Origin of the sequence: Arthrobacter sp. SO3 (assembly GCF_020532825.1) — a bacterium.
In the GTDB taxonomy this organism is placed as follows: Bacteria; Actinomycetota; Actinomycetes; order Actinomycetales; family Micrococcaceae; genus Arthrobacter.
The window spans coordinates 31,136-53,218 of the sequence record NZ_MQTS01000102.1; the positions used below are offsets into that span (position 1 = coordinate 31,136).

14 protein-coding genes and 1 pseudogene are annotated in these 22,083 nt (G+C 66.8%); 4 read left to right on the forward strand and 11 right to left on the reverse strand.

Annotated elements, in window-relative coordinates; genetic code table 11:
* From BJQ90_RS10435 to glf, 5 genes and pseudogenes are all read right to left on the reverse strand, one after another.
* Positions 1-1,200: pseudogene (locus tag BJQ90_RS10435) on the reverse strand (hypothetical protein); the annotation flags it as partial.
* The gene (locus BJQ90_RS10440; RefSeq protein ID WP_226760221.1) at positions 1,197-1,967 is read right to left on the reverse strand and encodes an ABC transporter ATP-binding protein; all 771 of its coding nucleotides are present in this window, start codon (positions 1,965-1,967) and stop codon (positions 1,197-1,199) included. The pseudogene BJQ90_RS10435 and the gene BJQ90_RS10440, both read right to left, overlap by 4 nt.
* A 1-nt stretch (position 1,968) precedes the next feature.
* Entirely contained in the window at positions 1,969-2,838 is an 870-nt protein-coding gene (locus tag BJQ90_RS10445; protein ID WP_226760222.1) for an ABC transporter permease, read from the reverse strand.
* Complete coding sequence (locus tag BJQ90_RS10450; RefSeq protein WP_226760223.1) at positions 2,839-4,830, reverse strand: glycosyltransferase; 1,992 nt, start codon at positions 4,828-4,830, stop codon at positions 2,839-2,841.
* Entirely contained in the window at positions 4,827-6,014 is a 1,188-nt protein-coding gene (gene glf, locus BJQ90_RS10455; protein WP_226760224.1) for a UDP-galactopyranose mutase, read from the reverse strand. Before glf ends, BJQ90_RS10450 begins: the two co-directional genes overlap by 4 nt.
* Before the next feature lie 187 nt (positions 6,015-6,201).
* Here glf and BJQ90_RS10460 point away from each other — a divergent pair, with 187 nt between their 5' ends.
* Complete coding sequence (locus BJQ90_RS10460) at positions 6,202-10,290, forward strand: FtsK/SpoIIIE domain-containing protein (protein ID WP_226760225.1); 4,089 nt, start codon at positions 6,202-6,204, stop codon at positions 10,288-10,290.
* Between the two features lie 19 nt (positions 10,291-10,309).
* On the opposite strand, the gene BJQ90_RS10465 is transcribed toward BJQ90_RS10460, so the two are convergent.
* Entirely contained in the window at positions 10,310-10,690 is a 381-nt protein-coding gene (locus tag BJQ90_RS10465; RefSeq protein WP_413463669.1) for a hypothetical protein, read from the reverse strand.
* 481 nt (positions 10,691-11,171) lie between these two features.
* Here BJQ90_RS10465 and BJQ90_RS10470 point away from each other — a divergent pair, with 481 nt between their 5' ends.
* On the forward strand, positions 11,172-11,420 hold the full coding sequence (locus BJQ90_RS10470) for a WhiB family transcriptional regulator (RefSeq protein ID WP_003804966.1): 249 nt from the start codon (positions 11,172-11,174) through the stop codon (positions 11,418-11,420).
* 107 nt (positions 11,421-11,527) lie between these two features.
* On the opposite strand, the gene BJQ90_RS10475 is transcribed toward BJQ90_RS10470, so the two are convergent.
* Genes BJQ90_RS10475 through BJQ90_RS10490 form a run of 4 tightly spaced genes read right to left on the reverse strand, consistent with a single transcriptional unit; the run spans position 11,528 to position 19,916 of the window.
* A complete protein-coding gene (locus BJQ90_RS10475) occupies positions 11,528-12,997 on the reverse strand; it encodes a sensor histidine kinase (protein ID WP_226760226.1) in 1,470 nt (489 codons plus the stop codon).
* A 36-nt stretch (positions 12,998-13,033) separates the two neighbouring features.
* Positions 13,034-17,902, reverse strand: a complete 4,869-nt coding sequence (locus BJQ90_RS10480) for an NAD-glutamate dehydrogenase (RefSeq protein ID WP_226760227.1) — start codon at positions 17,900-17,902, stop codon at positions 13,034-13,036.
* A 59-nt stretch (positions 17,903-17,961) separates the two neighbouring features.
* On the reverse strand, positions 17,962-19,275 hold the full coding sequence (locus BJQ90_RS10485; protein ID WP_226760228.1) for an AAA family ATPase: 1,314 nt from the start codon (positions 19,273-19,275) through the stop codon (positions 17,962-17,964).
* On the reverse strand, positions 19,272-19,916 hold the full coding sequence (locus BJQ90_RS10490) for a hypothetical protein (protein WP_226760229.1): 645 nt from the start codon (positions 19,914-19,916) through the stop codon (positions 19,272-19,274). The genes BJQ90_RS10485 and BJQ90_RS10490 overlap by 4 nt, the downstream gene beginning before the upstream one ends.
* Positions 19,917-20,064: 148 nt before the next feature.
* Here BJQ90_RS10490 and BJQ90_RS10495 point away from each other — a divergent pair, with 148 nt between their 5' ends.
* Positions 20,065-20,280 carry a helix-turn-helix domain-containing protein gene (locus tag BJQ90_RS10495; RefSeq protein WP_056425852.1) on the forward strand — a complete coding sequence of 72 codons (216 nt, stop codon included), beginning with the start codon at positions 20,065-20,067 and terminating at the stop codon, positions 20,278-20,280.
* Between the two features lie 52 nt (positions 20,281-20,332).
* Here BJQ90_RS10495 and BJQ90_RS10500 read toward each other — a convergent pair whose 3' ends face one another.
* Positions 20,333-20,866, reverse strand: a complete 534-nt coding sequence (locus BJQ90_RS10500; RefSeq protein ID WP_319004624.1) for a hypothetical protein — start codon at positions 20,864-20,866, stop codon at positions 20,333-20,335.
* A 218-nt stretch (positions 20,867-21,084) separates the two neighbouring features.
* Between BJQ90_RS10500 and BJQ90_RS10505 the strand changes: the two genes are divergently transcribed.
* Positions 21,085-21,912 (forward strand): LysM peptidoglycan-binding domain-containing protein, encoded by an 828-nt coding sequence (locus tag BJQ90_RS10505; RefSeq protein ID WP_226760231.1) that lies wholly within the window; start codon positions 21,085-21,087, stop codon positions 21,910-21,912.
* Positions 21,913-22,083: the final 171 nt, after the last annotated feature.

Genomic DNA, 22,083 nt, shown 5'->3' on the forward strand with positions numbered 1-22,083 from the left:
CGCCATTCGGAAGGACGGGAACTGGCTCCAGGCGAGGTACAGCCCGGACAGCACAATCGCGGCCGTGACGATCACGCGTCCGCGGCTCAGGACGGGGACCCTGAAACGGGAGACCATCACCGCCAGCGCCAGCAGGACAGCCAGGGACACGTACGGCATGATCCTGATGGGGAAGCGCAGAGGCCCCAGATCGCTGGGCGCCAACGTCAGGGCCAGGGCCAGCAGACCCACCACCCAGAGCGCTGCCAGCTCCCTGCTGGCTGCCTTCACCTTGGCGTAGTCCACGACGGCGAGGACCGGGAGGAACCACGCAACGTAGAGCAGGGGCACCGTCGCGAAGCCGCCCCACCAGCCGGTGACCTGCGGCAGGCTGCCCGGCACCCAGGCGGTAAACAGTCCGGTGAGGTCCGGCGTCAGGAAGCCGCTGTTGGCGATTCCGCCGGAGCGTGCCGTCACGGGAGCGGTGAGTACGCCGGGGAGGTACACCGCCGTCGCGATGAGTCCGCACACCAGACCGGCGAGAAGCACGCGGAGGACAGCCCTGCGGCCGGCGTGCAGCCATGCCTCCAGCAGCAGGCCGGCAAAGACGATGACCAGCATGAGTGTCCCGTGGACGTAGCCGATGGTTATCAGCACATAGGCCGGGGCCAGCGCGATGAACGGGTTGCCTTCCTCAAACGCCATTCGGCGCAGCCCGTACCAGGTGAGGGGCAGGAGGCTGAACACCATGAGTCCGGTGACCCAGGACGCTGCGTCGATGTACACGGTGAATCCGGTCAGGGTTACCGCGACCCCGGCGATGGCTGCCCATTCCGGTCTGGCCTTGTAGCTCCGGGCCAGCAGAAACGTGCCGGCTGCCAGGACGCAGAGGAAGATGATCTTCAGAACCGTCGAGAAGACGACGATGTTGGCCGAGCGGCTCGCCACCCAGCCGATCAGGAGAATGAGCGGGTTCCAAATCCCCCATTGCCCTTCGGCGGCGTAGTTGCCGGCCCCCCAGGCACTGTCGCTGAAGAGCGGCCACTCCCCTGCGCTGAGTTTGGTGCCAATTTCGAACCAGATGCCGAACGCCCCGGCCTGGGTATCGTCGTAATAGTAGAACCTGTTATTGGTGATCAGCGGAATCAACGAGCCGAGGAAGGCAGCGACCAACGTTGCGCCCAGCCAGGCGAGATCGCTGCGCTTACGCAAGTGATTCACAAACTGTCCTCGGATTCCGTGTGCGCCGACCGCCGCCGCAGCTCGGCCACGACAGCGTGCACCTCCCCGTCCATGACGACTTCCCCGTGTTCGAGCAGGACGCCCCGCTCACAGACGGTGGCGACCAGGTCCAGGTCATGGCTAACGACAAACAAGGTCTTCCCCATTTCCGAGAGTTCCTTGATCTTCGCGATGCACTTGCGTTGGAAGGGCTCGTCCCCCACCGCGAGAATCTCGTCGATCAGGAAGACCTCCGGATCCGTGTGCACGGCGATGGAAAACGCCAGCCGCAGGTACATGCCGGAGGAATAGAACTTGACCTCGGTGTCGATGAACTCGCCGATTTCGGAGAATTCCACGATCGAGTCGAACTTCTCGTCGATCTGTTTCTCGGTCATGCCGAGGATGGCGCCGTTGAGGTAGACGTTGTCCCGGCCGCTGAGGTCGTGGTGGAAGCCCGCGCCGACCTCGATGAGCCCGGCGACGCGGCCGCGCGTGCGCACCGTGCCGCCGTCGGGCTGCAGGACTCCGGAGATGAGCTTCAGGAGGGTCGATTTCCCGGAACCGTTGAGCCCCATGAGCGCCACTGTCTCACCCTGTTTGACCTCAAGGGAGACATCCTTGAGGGCCAGGAACTTCTTCGAGAGGTCCCCTTTGCGGCCCTTGACCAGCCAAACCAGGGCTTCCTTGAGGGAACGCGTGTGGCGCAGGACAAACTGCTTCCGGAGGTCGATGCAGCTGATCGCTACATGGCCGTGCGAGGTCATGTCAGAGCTCCTGTGCGAAGTGGACGGCGAGCCGGCGGAACGTCAGTTGCCCAAGGAACAGCACAGCCAGGGTGATCAGCAGGGCGACGGGCAGCCAGAGCGTCAGCATTCCCGGGGGTGTGGCGTCGTTGACCAGCTGGTCCGCGCTGAGAGTCGGTTCCCAGAAGGCCCAGTGGAAGACCTCGACGGCGACCGTCATCGGGTTCAGCTGGTAGACCCAGAACCATTCGCCCATCACTTTTTGGACCATCGACCAGAGGTAGAGGACCGGGGAGGCCCAAGTGACCACCATGACGATCATGTCCACGATGTTTTCGGAGTCCCGGAAATAGACGTTGACGGCGCCGAACAGCAGGCCGAGGCCCGTGCCCAGGACGGCGACCATCACAAAGATCAGGATCACCGCGGCCAGCTGAAGGACCGACGGCGTCCATCCCACCACCAGGCAGGCGCCGACAAGCACCAGCAGCTGGGGCAGGAAGTGTGCCGCGGAAACCCAGACCGTGGCCACCGGGAAGAGCTCGCGCGGCAGGTAGATCTTCCGGATCAGGTCCCGGTTGTCCACGATAGAGCGGGTGGCGTTGGACAGCGACTCCGTGAAGAAGTTCACCAGCACAATGCCGGAGAACAGGTAGATCGCATAGTTGGGCGTGCCCCGCTGGAGGTTCAGGAAGATGCCCAGCGCCACGAAGTAGATGAGGAACTGCACGAGCGGCTTCACGTAAGACCACATCAGGCCCAGCACCGAGCCGCGGTAGCGGACCTTGATTTCCTTGCGCACCAGCAGCTTCAGGAGGAACCGGTCGCCGTAAACGTCCAGGAGCCCGTGCCCGCTTCCGGGCTTAACCAGCTGGTCGGTCTGACCTGCCATTTAGTCGCCGTCCTTGGAGTTCGCCTCGAACGTCTTCTTCCAGGCATCGAAGGAGCTGATCTCCGCGACGGCGGACCGGTACTGCTGGGCAAGTTTGTCCCAGTCCCGGAACAGCTTCGCATGCAGCATGGCCGTTTCCGTCAGCATCGATTTGAGCTTCTTCGGGTCGCGCTGATACCAGGATGCACCCGTGCCTTCGGCGTTGGACACCACGACGCTGTCGTAGTGGGCCACGCGGTACCAGCGGTTGTCCCGGTGGGCCAGATAGCCCTGGGGCCGCTCGGCACTTTCCGGGCCGGGCGCTTTGATCAGCTGGCGCGCAACCGTCTTGATGCCCCACGGGATGAGCTGCTTCTTGCTGGGCAGCCCCACAACGGTCCCGCCCATCGGTCCTTGGCCGATCTTAGGCGCCGGGAAATCATCGACGTCGTCCTTCAGCTGGGCGTCCGGGTAGTCGGCCTTGAGTGCGTTGATCTCCGGCAGCTTGGTGCCGAGCACATTGTGGAGGTCGTCGGGGCCCTTCAGGAGGTCGCGCAACGCGTCGATGTGTCCGTGCTCGGTGAAGTACTGCATCGACACCAGGTGCTTGACGTCGGACTGGAAAGATTCGCGCAGCACCCGGCCGCCCTTGGGGTACGGGCTGTGGATCAGCGTCGTGATCAGCCGGTTGCGCGCGTGGAAGTAGGCCTGCCAGCCCACGAGGTCATCCTTGTCGATCCATGACACGTGCCAGACGGCAGCGCCGGGCATCGAGACCGTGGCGAAGCCGGCTTCCCGTGCGCGGAGTCCGTATTCAGCGTCGTCCCACTTAATGAACAGCGGCAGTGACAGCCCGATTTCCTGGATCACCTTTGTGGGGATCAGGCACATCCACCAGCCGTTGTAGTCCACGTCCACGCGGCGGTGCAGCCACGGCGTCTGGCGCAGGTTCGCGACGCTGAAGTCGTGCCGGGTCTCCATATCGGCGTGCGGCAGGGCGGGCACGATCCGGTAGGGGTCCACGACCTCGCCGAAGGTGTGCAGGACGCTGCGGTTGTAAAGGTCAAACATGTGGCCGCCGACGATCGTCGGCTTGCGGCAATGGTCGGCGAAGGTGACCAGGCGCACGATGCTTTCGGGTTCCACGACAATGTCGTCGTCCAGGAGCAGGGCGTAGTCGCTGCCGTTCTCGACGGCCTCGTACATGCCGCGGGCAAAGCCGCCGGATCCGCCAAGGTTGGCCTGGTTGATGACCCGGAGCTTGCCGCCCAGGGCGTCCCGAACAGCCGCGAAACCCTCCTGGTCCTCGACTTTCTGCGTGCCCTGGTCCACGATCAGGATTTCCTTGACGTTCTCAAGGACGTCCGGGTTCTCCGCCAGGATGCGGGCATTGTTCAGGCAGAAGTCAGGCTTGTTCATGGTCGTGATTTCAAGGGTGACCTGCCCCTTGGGGGCCCCGGTGGCCGCGCTCTCCCACTGGGCGCTCTCGAGCACCAGTCCGTCCGCACTGGCGGCGAGATCAAACCAGTACCACCCGCCGTCGCCAAACGGCTTCAGCGACAGCTCGAACACCGAGGTGGCGTCGCCGTCGACGTGGACGCCGTCGACGCGCTGGACGGATCCGCGGGCGTTCGACTTGTACACGGTGACCGTGCCGGTGCCGCTTGTCCGGACGACCAGCCGGATGTCCCGGACCGAAGTCCAGCGCCGCCAGTAGCTCGCGGCAAACGCGTTGAAATACGTCCCGAAAGAAATCTGCTCACCGGACCGGACGCGCATCGAATGCCGGGTGAGGAGGTCTTCGAAGTGCGCCTGCTGGCTGCCGGAGCTGAACATCTGCAGCTTGTCTTCGGGAAGCTTGGGTGTCCGGGCGAGCTCGTCGTTCTCCCGCAACCGGATGCCGCTGGCCGTCCCAGCGTCCGCGTACAGCGACACCGTGTCCGGCTGGTCCGCCGAGGGCAGGATGACGCGCTGGATCGTGTCCCAGGCTGTGGTTCCTTCAGCGGCACTCATGCGTCCACTCCTCCGCTTTCCAGGGTTGCGCCGCTTTCGAAGTGCGGGCGAATTTTGTTCTCGAACATGGTCAGGGCAGAGCCGATGGCCATGTGCATGTCCAGGTACTTGTAGGTGCCAAGGCGTCCGCCGAAGAGGACGTCCTTCTCGGCCGCCGCCAGGTCGCGGTACTTGAGCAGCCGCTCACGGTCCGCGGCGGTGTTGATCGGGTAGTAAGGCTCGTCGCCCTTTTCAGCTGCCCGCGAGAATTCCCGCATGATGACGGTCTTGTCCGTCTGGTAGTCACGCTCCGGATGGAAGTGGCGCGGTTCGATGATCCGTGTGTAGCCGACGTCGGCGTCGTTGTAGTTGACCACCGACGTGCCCTGGAAATCACCGACGTCGAGCACCTCCTCCTCGAAGTCGATGGTGCGCCAGGAGAGGTCGCCCTCGGCGAAGTCGAAGTAGCGGTCGACGGGTCCGGTGTAGACCACGGGGACGTTGCCGACGACTTTGTCCTTGCTGTATTCCTGCGACTCGTCGAAGAAGTCGGTGTTGAGCCGGATCTCGATGTTCGGGTGGTCCGCCATCTTCTCGATCCAGGCGGTGTAGCCGTTCGTCGGCAGACCCTCGAAGGTGTCGTTGAAGTACCGGTTGTCGTAGTTGTAGCGCACCGGGAGGCGGGAAATGATGCCTGCGGGGAGGTCCTTGGGATCCGTTTGCCACTGCTTGCCGGTGTAGTGCTTGATGAACGCCTCGTACAGCGGCCGGCCAATGAGCTGGATGCCCTTGTCGTTGAGGTTCTGCGGATCGGTGCCGGCGAGCTCCCCGGCCTGTTCCTTGATCAGATCCTTCGCCTGTCCCGGGGTCAGGTTCGCGCGGAAGAACTGGTTGATTGTGGCCAGGTTGATCGGCAGGGAGTACACCTCGCCCTTGTGGACTCCGTACACCTTGTGCACGTAGTTGGTGAACGTCGTAAAGCGGTTCACGTACTCCCAGACGCGCTCGTTGGAAGTGTGGAAGAGGTGCGCCCCGTAGCGGTGCACCTCGATGCCGGTCTGCTCTTCCTTTTCGCTGTACGCGTTGCCGCCGATGTGATGGCGGCGGTCGATGACGACGACCTTCAAGCCCAGCTCTGTGGCGGCCTGTTCTGCGATTGTCAGGCCGAAAAAGCCCGACCCTACGATGACGAGGTCAGCGGTCACAAACTCTCCTGGTTCGAATGCGGGCAGCGCAATGTTGCGCATTGTCTGCTGCTCTAGCCTACCCGAGCGTCAAACGGAATCGGCCACGCACTCCGTCGTCCACATAGGCGGAATCCCCGGCGCCGGTTGCCTCCGCCGCGCCTAGCGTGGGTTCCAAACGCCCGATGCGGGAAAGGATCCTTCTTCGATGATGCTGCACTGCACCCTGGTTCCGGCCCCGGGGTCCGAGCTGACGTCCGGGCCGCTGGAACTGTCCATAGAAGTGCCGGCGGACTGCCCCGGCGCAGAACTCCAGGCGGCAATCTCCCGGCGTTACGGGACGGGGGAACTGACGGTGGACCGGGTCCCGCTCGCTGCCTTGCGGGTCGGTCGGGCCCCTCTCGTGCAAGGCGCCGTCATGGTGGACGGCACCGCACCGGCAGCCGCCCTTGACCCGGCACCGCTCGTCCTTGCCGTGCACGGCGGGCCAGGTGCCGGCTTGATATTTCCGTTGCGGCGCGGGCGGTTCCGGATCGGCCGCGCCGGCACCGAGGTCGTGATTCCGGATGCCGAGTTGTCCCGCGAGCATGCCCAGCTGGAGGTCACTGATTCCGCCGTCACCCTCCTCGATCTCGGGAGTGCCAACGGGATCAGCGTCGATGGAAGGAAGGTGCACTCGGCGGCCGTCTCGACCGACTCCCTGATTGAGTGCGGTGGCTCGTCGATGTCCCTTGTCTTCAGCGGCACACTGGACTCCGGAATCCCGGCCGCTGCCGGCTCCGACGTCTCGGCGCCGTTATTGGTCAGCAATCCCATGGTGCACGGCAACAGGACGGCCCTGGTGCTGGCCGCGGCCCTGCCGCTCGGCATCGGAGTCGGCCTGGCCATCCTGACGGGAATGTGGGTCTTTCTGGCCTTCACGGCCGTGTCGGCGGTTTCGGTCCTGGTGCCCGTGGTGACGGGCAGACGGCAGCGCCGCGAACTGCGGGCCGCCGTCGCCGCTGCAGCGCTTGAGGACAAGGAACGACGACGCCGGGCCGCGCCATCCGCGGGTGAGCTGTCCCTGCGGGTTGCATGGGCTGAACCCGGCCCGGCCGAGGTTCCCGCCGGCGCCGGACCGGTCTGGCTGCGGCTCGGGCGGGCGCCCCAGGACACGAATATCCGGCTGGAACCGCCGGATCCCGGCTTCCGGCCACCGCCGCTTGGAATGGTCCCGGTGACCCTTGACCCCGGGACGCCGGTGGCCACCGTCCGCGGCCCCGCAGACGCTGTGGCCGGGCTGGCCAGGTCCGTGGTGATGCAGCTTGCCTGTTACCCGGCGGCCCGGCGGACCAGGCTCGTCATCCACGGACCGACCCCACAGCTTCTGGCCGCGCGTTTCCTGGCAGCGGCAACGCTTTCCGTGCATGAGGCCTCGACCATGGAAGCCCTGGCGGCTGGCTTCGGTCCGGACTGCGAGCGCGGCGTGCTCCTGATCGTCTCCGCCGGGGAAACCGCCGCGTTGCGCTCCGTGGCCGTCAGCCGCGGCTGGCAGGTCCTCGACTGCGCCGGCGGCCCGGCCCCGGCTGACGGTGTGGCCCTCGTCCTCAGGGAGCGCACCGGCCGGCTGTCATCTGCCCGATCTTCGCTGGAATTCATCCCCGATCTTGTTCCGTCGAGCGTCTTCGACCGCAGCTGCCGCCTGATGGGGGGCCCGGCGTCTGCGTCGGCTTTCGGCGCGGGCAGGCCGGAAGCCCGCTCCCTGGGCGATCTTCTTCCGCTCGCGGCGGCGGACATAGCCTCGCGGTGGGCCGAGTCCGCTCATGCTGGTGGTCTTGCCGTCCCGGTGGGCACCGGAAAGTCCGGTACCCTGCGGCTGGATCTCCAGGCGGACGGTCCCCACTTCCTGGTGGCGGGCACCACCGGGTCCGGCAAGTCAGAATTCCTCCGGACCCTGGCCGCGGCGTTGGCGGCCGCCCATTCACCGGACCGCGTCAATCTGCTGTTCATCGATTTCAAGGGCGGCTCCGGCCTGCGGCCGCTGGCCGGGCTGGTCCACTGCGTGGGGCTCCTGACCGATCTGGACGTCAAAGAGGTGGCGCGCACGCTGGTCTCGCTGGGGGCGGAGGTGCGCCGCCGGGAAGGGCTGCTCGCCTCGTACCAGGCCGCCGATCTCACGGCCTACGAGTCCGTTGACCCCGGCGGGCCGCCGTTGCCCCACCTGGTCATCATCATTGACGAATTCAGGATGCTCGTTGACGAAGAGCCGGAGGCCCTGGCCGAGCTCATGCGGATTGCTGCGATCGGACGTTCCCTCGGGATACACCTCATCATGGCAACCCAGCGTCCCCAGGGCGCCGTTTCCGCGGACATCCGCGCGAACGTGACCAGCTGTATCGCCTTGCGGGTCCAGTCCGAGCTGGAATCCCTCGACATCATCAACTCCCGGCTGGCGGCGGACATTCCGATCACGAGTCCGGGCCGCGCCTACCTGGTCCGCGGAAACGAAGCGCCAGAGGAGTTTCAGACGGCGACGGTCGCCGCCCGGGGCGTCGGGTTGGTCCGCGGCCCCGCCGTGCTGCAGGCGATGGAATACCTTTGCCGTCCGTCAGCCGTCGGGTCCTCCGGCGTGGCGCCCGTGACCGCGGCGTCGTCCGTGGTGCCCGGCACCGCGGAGTCCACCCTGCCGCCCGGCACCGTGCAGCCTTCCCTGGCGGCCAGCGGACTGGCGGAGGCAGTGTCCGCGGCCTGGGAGTCGACCGGCGGAGATTCCCCGCGCCGTCCCGTCGCGGGGCCGCTGCCCAAACTCCTGCCATTCCCCCCGGACGGTGGGTGCGGGCGGATCAGGCTGGGGCTGGTGGACATACCCGAAGAACAGCGCGTCGCCGGGTTCGGCTGGCGTCCGGCCCGCCACGGCCATCTAGCGCTGGTCCCAGGGAACAGCAGCGGCGCCGACGCCGCCCTGGGACTCATCGTGGCTCAGCTCCTCAGCTGTGATGATGAAGCACATCTCTACGTCCTGGATGCGGGCGGGTCATTCAGCGCGGTGGTCGCATCCCCGCGGGTCGGGGCTGTTGTGGGACTGCACGAACTCCGCCGGGCCGCGCGGCTGCTGGAGCGTGTCTGCGAGGAAATGACCCGGAGGCTGGGCGCCGCCCGGACGGCCGACGCGCCGGCTCTCGTCCTCGCACTGTGCGGCTGGGGATCCTGGGTATCGGCGTTTCGGGCCGGTCCATTGGCGTGGGCCGAAGATCTGGTCCAGGACATTGTCCGCGACGGCGCAAGGGCGGGGGTCACTGTCCTGGTTGCGGGTGAACGGGAGCTAGTGACCTCACGGTTCTTTGCTGCCGTTCCCAACCGGATCTTCCTGCCCGCCGGCTCGACGGAGGAGGGGCGGCTTGCCTGGCCCCGGCTGCCCGCCACCGAAGCGGCTGCCGGCCGGGCAGTGGTTTTCGGGCCGCTCTCCGCCGCGTCCTCTCCGTCAGGTCACGTGGCACAGCTCTTTGAGCGGTGCTCCCCCGCCACCGGGGGCGAAGCCGCTGTTGCTGTGCGGACCCGGCCGTTCCGCGTTGAGCCCCTGCCAGGGCTGGTGACAGTCGCCGAAGTCCTCGCCCGGGCCGGACCTGGCGCCACGGGCCGGGGCGAGACACTGTCGTCCCGCGCCGGGGCCGGGGCCCGGACCGGGGCCCCGGCAGCATTGACGTCTTGTCCCCTGCCCGGCCACCTGCGCCTCGGAGTCGGCGGCGACGAGCTCCTCCCAGCGGGCGTCGCGCTGCCTGCCGGCGCCGTCCTTGCCGTCCTCGGCGGTCCGGCCTCCGGGAAGACCTCGCTGCTGTCAGCACTGCCTTGCCTCAACCCGGCCGCCAGCTGCCTCCGGGCCCCCGAGGCAGCGGATCAGGAGCGGTACTGGACCCGGACCCACGAGGCCGCACTCTCGGGTGGGCTGGACCCTGGCGCACTTCTCCTCGTGGACGACCTCGATCTGCAGTCGCCCGAAACCAACGGCCGGCTGCTCCTGCTGAACAATCTCGGCTGGCGGGTGGTCCTGACTGCCGGTTTCGGCGCGGGCATCCGGCAACGCGTCCCGCTGGTTCAAAACGCCGCCGGCCAGGGGCGGGGCGTGCTGATCGGCCCGCGGGGGCTTATGGACGGAGAACTCTTCGGCGTCAGGTTCGAACCCGAACAGAGCCCTCCCCCGGGCCGCGCGGTCGTGATTTCAGACGGGCGCGCACTGGCGGTGCAGCTCGCAGTCGATCCCGCCGAAGACATCCGCCGCACCGGACCAGAATCTGGACACGGACGCGGACCTGGACAGTGACCTGACCGTCGGAACCCGGCTACAGGGCGGGCGGTGCGCCGCCGGCGCGGGACGCGAACGCGATCACACGCTTGTCGAAGAGCACAACGATGGCCACAACCGCCGGCAGCAACATGGCCAGGCCCGTCCAGGGGTATCCGCCCGTCATGGTTGGAAAGCCGATGGTGAGCGTGAAGAGCTGCGCCACCAGCGCACCGGCACGGGGCCAGCGGTAGCCGCGGAACAGGTAGACAGCCACGGCAAAAAGCCACGCGGAGAAGGCCAGCAGGAGTCCCAGCGTGAACACTGCACCCCAGAAGGAGAGCACCGGCGCGCCGGAGAGCAATTGGCTTCCGTACCAGACTGCCGCCACGAGCAGTGCCGCCGCTTCCAGTGCCACGACGACCGAGATCACCAGTATCCCCGCGGGCCGTAAGGGAGTCCCGGACCCGGCGCCGCCCAGGGAGCCGGCCGGCGCGGGCCCGGATTCAGCGGGCCCGGAGGCAGCGGGCCCGGATTCAGCGGGCCCGGAGGCAGCGGGCCCGGATTCAGCGGGCCCGGAGCCAGCGGCAGTGCCGCTGCTCGTTCCCGCAGGGACCCCGGCGGGGTCGCCGTTGCGGGTGCCGGCAGCTTCGGAGGGGTTTTCAGGGTCTCTTGACACACTGGCACAGTACCGGACATAGTCGTCTAGATGTGAGGGCGCCGCCAGCCAATGTGATGCATCGCTCACGATCCCAAGGCATTTTGCAGCCAATTACCCCTTGTTTACGCAGCGTTAACATGACACGCTTAATCCAGATGACCGAGGGGGCCCCAGAGGGCCCCTTTCTTATGAAGCCTCTAGTGAATAATTTCACAAAGGCATTTCAATGAGTGCCCAGGAAATGGAGTGACTGATCAGCATGGATTGGCGTAACCGCGCAGCGTGCCTTGACAAGGACCCGGAGCTTTTCTTCCCCGTAGGAAACACCGGTCCTGCCCTCCTGCAGATCGAGGAAGCAAAAAGTGTCTGCCGTCGATGCCCCGTCGTCGACACCTGCCTGCAGTGGGCGCTGGAGTCCGGCCAGGATGCCGGCGTCTGGGGCGGCATGAGCGAAGACGAGCGCCGCGCCCTGAAGCGCCGCGCAGCCCGCGCCCGCCGCGCCTCCTAGTCCCAGGATTCCTGAAGCCGGCCCGCCGGCGATCCGCTTACCGCGGCAGGACAGCACTGGCCGCAGACCTTGGTCTGCGGCCAGTGCGCGTTAAGGCGTGGTCCCAGCTATCGGGTGGCCAGGCTCAAGACAATCTGGACGGCGGTTCCGCCGCCCTCCCGCGCACTCCACTGAATGCTGCCGCCCAGTTCGCTGGTCACCAGGGTGCGCACGATCTGCAGGCCGAGCCCCTCCACATACGGAGTAGCGGGGATGCCGACACCGTCGTCCGCCACCGTCACGGTGAGCAGCTCGTCCCCGTCCTCGCTTTCGGAGCGGTCCGCGATCAGCCAGACGGTTCCGGTCCGGCCCTCCAGGCCATGCTCGACGGCGTTTGCCACCAATTCGTTGATGACCAGGGCCAGCGGGGTGGCAAAGTCACTCGGCAGCTCGCCGAAGAGTCCGGAGCGTGCCGTTTTCACCTGCTGTGACGGGGAAGCCACTTCGGCCGAGAGCCGGAACTGGCGACCGATGAGCTCATCGAAGTCGACGCTCTGGGTCAGGCCCTGGGACAGCGTCTCGTGAACGAGGGCGATGGTGGCCACCCGCCGCATCGCCTGTTCGAGTCCCTGCTTCGCCTCGTCGCTGACCATCCGCCGTGACTGCATCCGCAGCAAGGCAGCGACGGTCTGCAGGTTGTTCTTCACCCGGTGGTGGATCTCGCGGATCGTGGCGTCCTTCGTGACAAGTTCCATCTCCCGCCGCCGCAGCTCCGAGACGTCCCGGCAGAGCACCAGGGCGCCAAAGCGGTGCTGTTCGTCGCGCAGCGGAATCGCCCGCAGCGACAGGCTGACCCCGCGGGACTCAATTTCACTGCGCCACGGCATACGTCCCGTGACCACCAGCGGCAGGGTCTCGTCCACCATGCGGCGGTCCTTCAGCAGGCCAGCGGTCACCTCGGCCAGGCTCCGGCCCTCCAGTGATTCGCCGTCGCCGAGCCGGCGGAACGCCGAGACCCCGTTGGGGCTCGCGTACTGGACGATGCCCTCGGCATCGAGCCTGATGAGGCCGTCACCCACGCGGGGCGCGCCGCGGCGCGAACCGGTGGGCGAGGCAAAGTCCGGCCAGAGTCCCAGCGTCCCCATCCGCAGCAGATCGTACGCGCATTGCCGGTAGGTCAGCTCCAGCCGCGAGGGCATCCGCGAGCTGGAAAGGTCCATGTGGGTGGTGACGATGGCCAGCGTCCGGCCGTTGCGGACCATCGGCACAGCCTCCACCCGAAGGGCCATGTCGCTGCTCCAGTTGGTCTCGTTGGAGCGCTCGATCGCGCGGCTCTCCCACGCTTTGTCAACCAGTGGCTTCAGATCGGACCGGATCCCCTCCCCCACGAAGTCGGCATGGAAGACCGTATGCGTGGTGGAGGGGCGGACGTGGGCCAAAGCCACGTAGCCGAACTCCGGGTGCGGAAACCACAGCGCCAAGTCCGCGAACGCCAGGTCCGCGACCATCTGCCAGTCGCCGACGAGCAGGTGCAACCACTCGGCATCCCCCGGCCCGAAATCAGCATGCTCCCTGATAGGGTCCGTAAAGATTGCCACAGCACCTCCATTTGCGACGCGGGCAGCGTCTGCTGCCTAGCGTCGAACGATTGACCTCAAGAGCCTCAATGCTACCGACAGCGAGGCCATGTCATCGGCCTCGAGGGCGTTCACCTCATCAAACATGCTCTTCGCGCGGTCCAACTGCTCGACATTCTGGCTCTCCCAGGCGACAAGCCGCTCCCCCGCCGGCATTTGTGCAGGCGTTGCCTCCAGCACCGCCGTCGTCATGTCCGAAACGGTCGAGTAGAGATCGTCACGGAGGGCCGCCCGGGCCAGCGCCTGCCAGCGGTCCCTCCTGGGCAGCTTCGTGATGCGCTCCAGCAGGGAGTCGGCGTGGAAGCGGTTGAACACCGTGTAGTACACATGGGCGATGTTCTCCACGGGTTCCTCGCTGACGTGGACGATCTTGGCGATGTCGAGCAACACAAAGCTCTCGAACAGTTCCGCCCAGCGGTGGGCCAGGTCCTCCGGCAGTTCCCAGCCGCGCGCCTTTTCCAGCCAGTCGGAAACCCGGGCGCGGTCGTCGCCGCGCAGGTAGTCCAGCAGGCGGGCCCGCATTGGATCCATCAGCGGCTTGAACTCCCCCACGATTTCGGCGATGGGGCGGGAGGCGTTGCCCTGGCTCAGGACCCACCGCACGGCGCGGTCCAGGAGCCGGCGGATGTCCAGGTGGACGGTGCTCCAGTGCTCCGTCGGGAAGGAGGCGGGCAGCTCGTTGAGTTCCCCGACCATGATCTGCAGTTCGTAGACTTCACGGAGCGCCACAAAGGCCTTGGCGACGGCGGCCTCGGTGGCCGAGGTCTCTTCCATGGCCCGGAACGCAAAGGTGATGCCGCCCATGTTGATCATGTCGTTCGCCACCACCGTGGCGATGATTTCGCGCCGCAGCGGGTGGGTGTCGAGTTCGGCGTCGAACCTGTCCCGCAACTGCTGCGGGAAGTAGGCCCGCAGGGTTTGCCGGAACCACGGGTCCTCGGACAAGTCGCTGTCCCGGAGTGCCGAGGCGAGTTCGATCTTGGCGTAGGCCGCCAGCACGGACAGCTCCGGCGAGGTCAGGCCCTGGCCCTGTTCCAGCCGCTCGCGCAGCGTTTCGGTGGTCGGCAGCGCTTCCAGATCGCGCTTGAGGTCCGCGGACTTCTCCAGCCAGTCCATCAGGCGTTCGTAGCTGGGGCTCCATTCGGAGACCCGCATCCGGTCATTGAGCAGCAGGATGTTCTGGTCGATGTTGTCCTCCAGCACGAGCCGGCCGACTTCGTCGGTCATCGATGCCAGGAACTCCGAACGCTCCGCCGGATCCAGCTTCCCCGCGGCAACCATCCGGTCCACGAAGATCTTGATGTTGACCTCATGGTCGGAGCAGTCCACGCCCGCGGAGTTGTCGATCGCGTCGGTGTTCAGGATGACGCCCTGCAGTGCCGCCTCAATCCGGCCGCGCTGCGTCATGCCGAGGTTTCCGCCTTCACCGACCACCTTCACGCGCAGTTCGCGGCCGTCGACGCGGATGGAGTCATTGGCCTTGTCGCCAACCTCGGCGTTGGTTTCCGTGCTGGCCTTGACGTAGGTGCCGATGCCGCCGTTGTACAGAAGGTCGGCCGGGGCGAGCAGGATCGCGCGCAGCAGTTCGGGCGGGCTGAGCCGGGTGGTCCCGTCGGGCAGGCCGAGCGCGGACCTGACCTGGTCCGAGACCGGGATGGACTTCGCCTGGCGGGCGAAGATACCGCCGCCCTCGCTGATCAGTGTCTTGTTGTAGTCGTCCCAGGAGGACCGGGGCAGCTCGAAGAGCCGCTGGCGCTCGGCGAAGGAGACAGCCTCGTCCGGGGTGGGATCCAGGAAGATATGCCGGTGGTCAAACGCCGCGAGCAGCCGGATGTGCTTGGACAGCAGCATGCCATTGCCGAACACGTCGCCTGACATGTCGCCGACGCCGACGACCGAGAACGGCTCGGACTGCGTGTCCAAGTCCAGCTCGCTGAAGTGGCGCTTGACGGACTCCCACGCACCGCGTGCGGTGATGCCCATGGCTTTGTGGTCGTAACCGACCGAGCCGCCGGAGGCGAAGGCATCGCCGAGCCAGAAACCGTATTCCGCGGCGAGGCCGTTGGCGATGTCGGAGAAGGACGCTGTGCCCTTGTCGGCCGCGACGACGAGGTAGGAATCGGCGTCGTCGTGCCGTACGACGTCGGCCGGCGGCACCAGCTGCTCCCCCTCCTGCGTCGTGACGAGGTTGTCGGTGACGTCCAGCAGTCCGCGGATGAACGTCTTGTAGCTTTCAACGCCCTCTGCCATCCATGCGGTGCGGTCCGCTGCCGGATCCGGGAGCTGCTTGGCGTAGAACCCGCCCTTGGCGCCGGTGGGCACGATCACGGCGTTCTTGACCGTCTGGGCCTTGACCAGGCCGAGGATTTCGGTACGGAAATCCTCGCGCCGGTCCGACCAGCGCAGCCCGCCGCGGGCGACCTTGCCGAAGCGCAGGTGCACACCCTCGACGCGGGGCGAGTAGACCCAGATCTCGAACATGGGCCTGGGGAACGGCAGGCCCTCGATGGCGGCCGGGTTCAGTTTGAAACTGAGGTGGGGTTTGTTCTGGAAGTAGTTGGTCCGCAGCGTCGCCTGGATCAGGTTCTTGAAGGTGCGCAGCACACGGTCGGCGTCGAGGGTCGCGACCTTTTCGATCGCTGCGTCCAGTGCGGTGAGGACCTCGTCCTGCCTGATCCGGCGTGCTTCCTCGCCGAGGGAGGGATCGAAGCGGGCCTCGAACAGGGCACTGAGTCCGCGGTTGACATCGGGGTTGGCCAGCAGGGTGTCGGCCAGGAATCCGTATGAGTTGGTGTTGCCCATCTGCCGCATGTACTTGGCATAGGCCCGCAGCACGACGACCTGGCGCCAGTGCATTCCCTCGCGCAGCACCAGCCGGTCGAAGCTGTCAGACTCCACCGCACCGGACACCGCGGCGCCGAAGGAGTCCGCGAGCAGCTGCCCGGTCTTGAGCGGGTCCACCCCGGCCGGGTACTTCAGGCCCAGGTCGTAGAGGAAGAAGTCGCGGTGGTCCGCAGTTTCGATCTCGAACGGGCGTTCGTCCAGGACCTCCAGACCCAGGTTGTGGAAGTAAGGCAGGATCTGGCTCAGGCTCTTGGGCTCGAGCATGTAGAGCTTGACCCGGGCGTCCTCTTCGAGCGTCGCGCCGGCGCCGTCGGGGAGGTAGACGTGGACGCCGGGATGTTCCCCGGCGGTTTCCTCCGCGGGTGCGGCACCGTACTTCTCGAAGCGGGCGATGTCCTCCAGGGCATCCTCCACCTCGTAATCGACGCGGTAGCTCGCCGGGAAGGCCTCGGCCCACACGGCGGCAAGTTCCTTGGCGCCGTCGTCCTCAAGGCCACCGGCGCCGCCGGCGCGGGCGCGCAGGACCTCGGTGATGCCTTCGCTCCATGAGCGGGCGGCGCGGACCAGCCGCTTCTCGAGATCGTCGCTGTTGACGTTGCTGACGTCGGCGTTCTTCGGAAGTCTGATCCGGAAGAAGAGCCGGGCCAGCGCGGATTCCGTCATCCGCGCCTCGTAGTCGATGGACACGGCGTCGAAGGTCTCGCGGAGTTCCTGTTCGATGCGCAGGCGCACGTTGGTGGTGTACCGGTCACGCGGAAGGTAGACGAGGGCGGACATAAAGCGCCCGTAGATGTCCGGTCGGAGGAACAGCCGGGTCCGGCGCCGTTCCTGCAGCCGCTGGATGCCCGTGGCAATGGCGGCCAGATCGGGGATTTCGATCTGGAAAAGCTCGTCGCGGGGATAGGTTTCCAGGATGCCCAGGAGGTCCTTCCCGGAGTGCGAATCCGGCGGGAAGCCGGCCTCGCTCAGTACTGCGGCGACCTTCTCGCGGACCACCGGGATGTCGCGCACGGAGCCGGCGTAGGCCGTGGTGGCGAAGAGCCCGATGAAACGTCGTTCGCCGTTGACGTTGCCGGCTGCGTCGAAGCTCTTGACGCCGATGTAGTCCAGGTACGCGGAGCGGTGGACGGTGGAACGGGAGTTCGCCTTGGTGATGACAAGGGCGCGCTTTTCGCGTGCTTTTTTCCGGCCCGTCTCGGTGAGGTGCTGGATCTGGTGCGGGGTGTCGGCGCCCCCGCGCAGCAGCCCGAGGCCGCTCTCTTCCCGGGGTTCCAGGACATCCTCGCCGGATTCGTTCTTGAGCTCATATTCGCGGTAGCCGAGGAAGGTGAAGTTCCCGTCATCCAGCCAGCGGAGCAGCTCCTGCGCCTGGCGGAGTTCGGCAATCTGCGCGGGGTTGGCCAGCGTGTCGAGGTCCTGGGCAATCTGCAGGGCCCGGTGCCGCATCTTCGGCCAGTCTTCGACGGCGGCACGCACATCGGCGAGCACCCGTCCGATGCCCTCCATCAGCGCCGCACGCTTCCCGTCGTCGACGAGGTCAATTTCGACGGCGATCCAGGACTCCATGTGGGAGGCGTTGTCGCCCTGGGCAATCAGGTGCGAGAGGTTGGGCATCGCGGCGGTGTCTCCGCTGGAGATGCCAAGGTGCGAAGGGACCCGGGAGACCCTGACGAGTTCGCCGCTCTCACGGTTGCGGGTCACGACGAACAGCGGATGCATCACCAGGTGGATGGGGGCTTTCTGACGGACGAGTTCCGCATTGACCGAGTCCACGAGGAACGGCATGTCGTCGGTGACGATGTAGACGACGCTGCGGTCAGCTTCGTCGGAGATGGTGATGCTGGCGATGCCCGGGAGCCGGTTCGCCGCCGTCCGGCGGTGCGTTTCCGCCCGCACAGCGAGCAACTCCTGGGGGTACGCCCGCGCGTCTTCTTCGGCGAGGTGCTCGTAGTAGTCCCTCAGGTAGCCTTCATCGGCACCGATCGAAACGGGTTGATCCTCCACACTGGACCCAGACGACATCGACAAACGCCTCCATAAAAAAGGTTCATGGCCGCTTCGTTGCGGCCCTCAGAGCGAGCCTAGCCCTTTAGCCACCGCTTCGCTGTGGAAGAAAATACAGAGGATCCGCCGTTTCGCTGGACGGGTGCACAAACCAGCGCGGCAATGCCACTTCGGAGTGCGGAATCGGGTGCGGCCTCCAGCAGGAGGGACCCTGCGAGCAGGGCCGCATCAGTCGCGACCGGATCCGCCGGGAGGAAGGCCCCCAGCGGGAGGGTGGGACCGTACCGCTCCCACGCATCGCGCAACTGGCGTTCCGGAGAGCGTCCCACAGCAGACGGCCGGACCTTGTTCAGCACCACGCGCGGGGACGCGTTCGGGACAGCCGTTTCCAGTTCTGCCAGGCCGCGGACCAGCCTCGGGACGCCGATCGAGTCAGCCGCCCCGACGGCGAACACCGTGTCCGCCAGCTCCAGGCTCCGCAGCGTCGCGGCGTTCCGGCGCGGGGCCATCGTGTCAAAGCTCAGCTCCTCGTCGCTTTCAAGGCAGAAACCTGTGTCAATGACGGTGACTTCCATGACTTGGCGGGCCCGGGCCAGCACGAGGGAAAGTGCTGCGGCGCGGAGTTCAGTCCAGCGGTCCGCCCGGGTGATGCCGGTCAGCACGCGGAATGTTCCCGCTCTCGTGGCCACCGGAACGGCAATCCGGAGCAGCGCCGCCGCGTCCAGGAGACCCTGGTCCGCCAGCCGGCAGGCCTGCGCGAGCCCGGCCGATTCGTCCAGCAGGCCCAGCATGGCCGCGACGCTGGCACCATAGCTGTCGGCATCCACCAACAGCACCGATTTTCCCTCCGCAGCGAGTTCCGCCGCCATATTTGCCGCCAGCATGGTCCGGCCCGGGGCACCGGCGGGCCCCCAGACCGCAATAATCCGCCCCGTGCCGGATCCTTCCATTCCCTCCCCAGTGGCTGCGCCGGTCGTACCGGGCGCGGGTCCTGCATCGGCGAAGCCGGAGCTGGCTCCCTGACGGAGCCACGGGTCAGCTCCTGCCAGCTGCGCGACGGACGCCGTAATGCGGCTGGCAAGAGCGGCGGCGTCGACCCCGGTAAGTTCGGCAGCCACGCCGATCCCCTGCAGCCGTGCCATTTCCTCCGGACTGTCGGTCAGGGCCAGGACGGCGACGCCGACGGCGGACAGCCGGTCAACCAGCGACGCGGTCAACTCCCCGCTGCCCGCCGCTACGACGGCGGCACGCGCCAGGCCTCCCTGGCAGGCGGCCAGCAGTTCTGCCAGCTCGTTGCACCTCCGGACGACGGAAACCGGCCCGTGGAGGCGCTCAAGTCTGCCGACAAGGTCTTCGCGCGAGTCCCCGACGGTGACGACCGGGATGCTCATTGGCCCGCCCCACCCGGGTTCCAGACCACGGAGATCTTTGCCTTGTTGGCCTGCGCCCCCAGCAGATTCGGCATCTGCTGGTCCGTCACCAACACCATCACGACGGTGGAGCGGGCGGACCCCAGCGAAGTGCTGCCCTGGGTGATCTGGGCGATTTCCGCGCCCGGCAAGAGCAGCGTCGGCTGGCTGAACCCGTTCCGGTCATCGGGCAGTGCCACCCAGACATCCACCCGGGAGCCGGCAACGGCCTGGTCCGGCAGGGCCTCATCGATGGTGACCCCCACGGGCTTCCGGTCCAGGCCGTCCAGCTGCCCGAGGCTAGCGCGCGGCACCAGCTGGTCCTTGCCGATTCTCTGGACGGCAACGAGTCCGTCGGCTACGCCGGCCGCAGGCGTGAGATAGTGCTGTTCGACGTCGCCGAGGCGGACCTTGACGCGGTTGAGTTTGTCCACGGACAGTTTTTCGCCCACCGCGATCGCTTCCCGTGCGGTGTAGGCCTCGGCGGTCTGGTCCGCGGCCCCGACCAAGGAGACGACGCCTGCAACCGAGGCCAGAACGAGCAGGATGCCCACGAGGAGCCTGGGGTCTTTCCAGGATGGTTTCTTCAGCCGCGCCCCGCCGCCCACCGTGGTCACACCCATGCGCCCGCTCCCCCTGTAGTCGCCGCCCGGTACTGGCCGGGCACCATCATTGTTACGCCTTCCCGCCCGGACGGGAAGACACGGGGGCAAAGAAGTGCAAACTGTGGATAACCGCCTCAGATGGAGTCATAGGTGGCAAAATGGACTCATGCCCCGATTCCTGACCCTTGCCGACGTAGCAGAGCAGCTCCAGATCAACGCCCCGGCTGCCTATGCGCTCGTGCGGAGCGGTGAGCTCAAGGCCATTCAGGTCGGCGGACGCGGCCAGTGGCGTGTCGAGGAGAAGATGCTTGAGCAGTACATCGAGGAACGGTACGCGGAAGCAAGCCGGATGATCGAAGAGGCAAAATCCAAGACCCGCTGAACCCGGCATGCCGGGTGGAGCTGCCGCCGTTCTCCCGCCGGAAGTCCGGCACCTAGCAGCCCGGGGTCCTGGCCGACCTGATCCCGGCCAGCGCGGCAAAGGGAATGGTCGCCACCTGTCGGACATTCGCCGCCCGACGCTCCTCACCCTCACCGGTGACCGCCAGGTCAAGGTAGTCGCGCCCCACCCGGTCAATGACCCCGTGGAGTACCGACTCTCCCGCCGAGCCGCCGGAAATCAGCACCGCCAGGCTGGCCCGGTCCCGCGCAAGTCCCCGCAGGGCGCTGGCGAGGCCAAGCCCCTGCCGGACCTTGGACGGCTCCGTCACGGCGAGCCGGGAGAGCCCGAGGTAGCGGACCGCCGAGGCATAGGGAACCAGCACCTGGTGCATGGGCTCATCCAGAACGAGCGCCTGGCTTCCCGCGTGGCTCAAGGTCCCCTCGAACGTTGATCCCGAGGCAAGCTGCACCACGACCAGAAGCCCCAGCGAGCCGCGAAGCCGATCCGTGAGCCCCCCCGCCGCCGACTCCGTACGCGTCCGTTCGGTGATTTCGGCGTCGAGATCCAGCCGCTCACTGGCAGCCATTTGGGTCTCCAGATCGGAAAAGAGGGCATCCCAGCGCATGGCGACAGCGTAGGCGCGCCTTCCCCGGGGGTCAATCAGCAAACTGCAAAAACGGCCCTAGACAAAAGACTGCTGACCGGATCAAACTGTAGCTAGATGTATCAAACAAGATTAAACAACATCAAAGGCTATCAAAAGATCTTTCATGCGGTTGGCAAGGGAGCAGTGAGGCGGAGACCATGGCTAAGGCATCAGTACCGAATCGCGGCGACCGGACTGTGGTTCCCGCCGACGCGGCCATGGCCGCCGTCGTCCTGCTGCTGGGCGTGTTTCTCGCCGGGACAGGAGGGAACATCGTCAGGCGCTGGCAGTCCTCCTCGGCACGGCACCAGTCCGTGGGGTTCGAGGACCAGATCGGCATGGCGGCGAATACAGCCGGCCTGATCGTGATCGTCTGGTGGGCCATGTCCTTTGTCATTGCCGTCGTGGCGGCGCTCCTTCAACGCTGCGGGAAGCTCCGCGCGGCCTCGGCCGCCGGAAAGTTCACCCCCGCCTTTATGCGCCGTCTTGCCCTGGCCGCGGTCGGACTTCAGTTGCTCACCGCTCCGCTCGCCACGGCTTCAACCCTGCAGGGCCTGCCCGGGATGACCTCCGGCAGGCCCGCAGCATCCGCCGGCTGGACTCCGGCGCAGATCCCGGGCGGGACCCGAGCTCCCCCGCCGTCCTCCGGTCCGCGGTCGGGGCCGGCGCCTGCGCCTGCGCCTGCGCCTGGAACGCCGGCCATCGCGAATCCGCAATGGCGGCCGCTCAGCCCGGTCGCCGAACCCGGGCCGCTGGCGGGACGCCCCTTGCGACACCAGCAACCAGCGGGCCAGGCAGCTGAGGTGACAGTGCGCCCCGGTGACTCCCTGTGGGGCCTGTCCGCAGCCCGGCTGGGGCCTTACGCCTCCGATGTCGACATCGCTTTGGACTGGCCCCGGGTCTACCAGGCCAACAGGGACACGATCGGCAGCAACCCCCACCTGTTGCGACCCGGCCAGGTGCTCAGGCTTCCGCCCGGGCCCTGACATTGCAGACCCGAACCGAAGACGCCCTCCACGGCACACCACCTACAGCTCCCCCCGGAAAGCATCCGGGACGACACGATCCACAGGAAGTTCCGAACTGCCACCCCAACAGCAAAGGAAGCACCATGAGCGCCATGACCAGCCCCCGCGCCGCCGCGGAAGCCCCCGTCC

Bases quoted from the DNA above. Each gene is read 5' to 3' on its own strand.
- BJQ90_RS10495 (WP_056425852.1), top strand. From the start codon at position 20,065: ATGCCCCGATTCCTGACCCTTGCCGACGTAGCAGAGCAGCTCCAGATC.
- BJQ90_RS10440 (WP_226760221.1), bottom strand. From the start codon at position 1,967: ATGACCTCGCACGGCCATGTAGCGATCAGCTGCATCGACCTCCGGAAG.
- BJQ90_RS10500 (WP_319004624.1), bottom strand. From the start codon at position 20,866: ATGGCTGCCAGTGAGCGGCTGGATCTCGACGCCGAAATCACCGAACGG.
- BJQ90_RS10490 (WP_226760229.1), bottom strand. From the start codon at position 19,916: ATGGGTGTGACCACGGTGGGCGGCGGGGCGCGGCTGAAGAAACCATCC.
- BJQ90_RS10470 (WP_003804966.1), top strand. From the start codon at position 11,172: ATGGATTGGCGTAACCGCGCAGCGTGCCTTGACAAGGACCCGGAGCTT.
- BJQ90_RS10505 (WP_226760231.1), top strand. From the start codon at position 21,085: ATGGCTAAGGCATCAGTACCGAATCGCGGCGACCGGACTGTGGTTCCC.
- BJQ90_RS10485 (WP_226760228.1), bottom strand. From the start codon at position 19,275: ATGAGCATCCCGGTCGTCACCGTCGGGGACTCGCGCGAAGACCTTGTC.
- BJQ90_RS10460 (WP_226760225.1), top strand. From the start codon at position 6,202: ATGATGCTGCACTGCACCCTGGTTCCGGCCCCGGGGTCCGAGCTGACG.
- BJQ90_RS10480 (WP_226760227.1), bottom strand. From the start codon at position 17,902: ATGTCGTCTGGGTCCAGTGTGGAGGATCAACCCGTTTCGATCGGTGCC.
- BJQ90_RS10450 (WP_226760223.1), bottom strand. From the start codon at position 4,830: ATGAGTGCCGCTGAAGGAACCACAGCCTGGGACACGATCCAGCGCGTC.
- BJQ90_RS10445 (WP_226760222.1), bottom strand. From the start codon at position 2,838: ATGGCAGGTCAGACCGACCAGCTGGTTAAGCCCGGAAGCGGGCACGGG.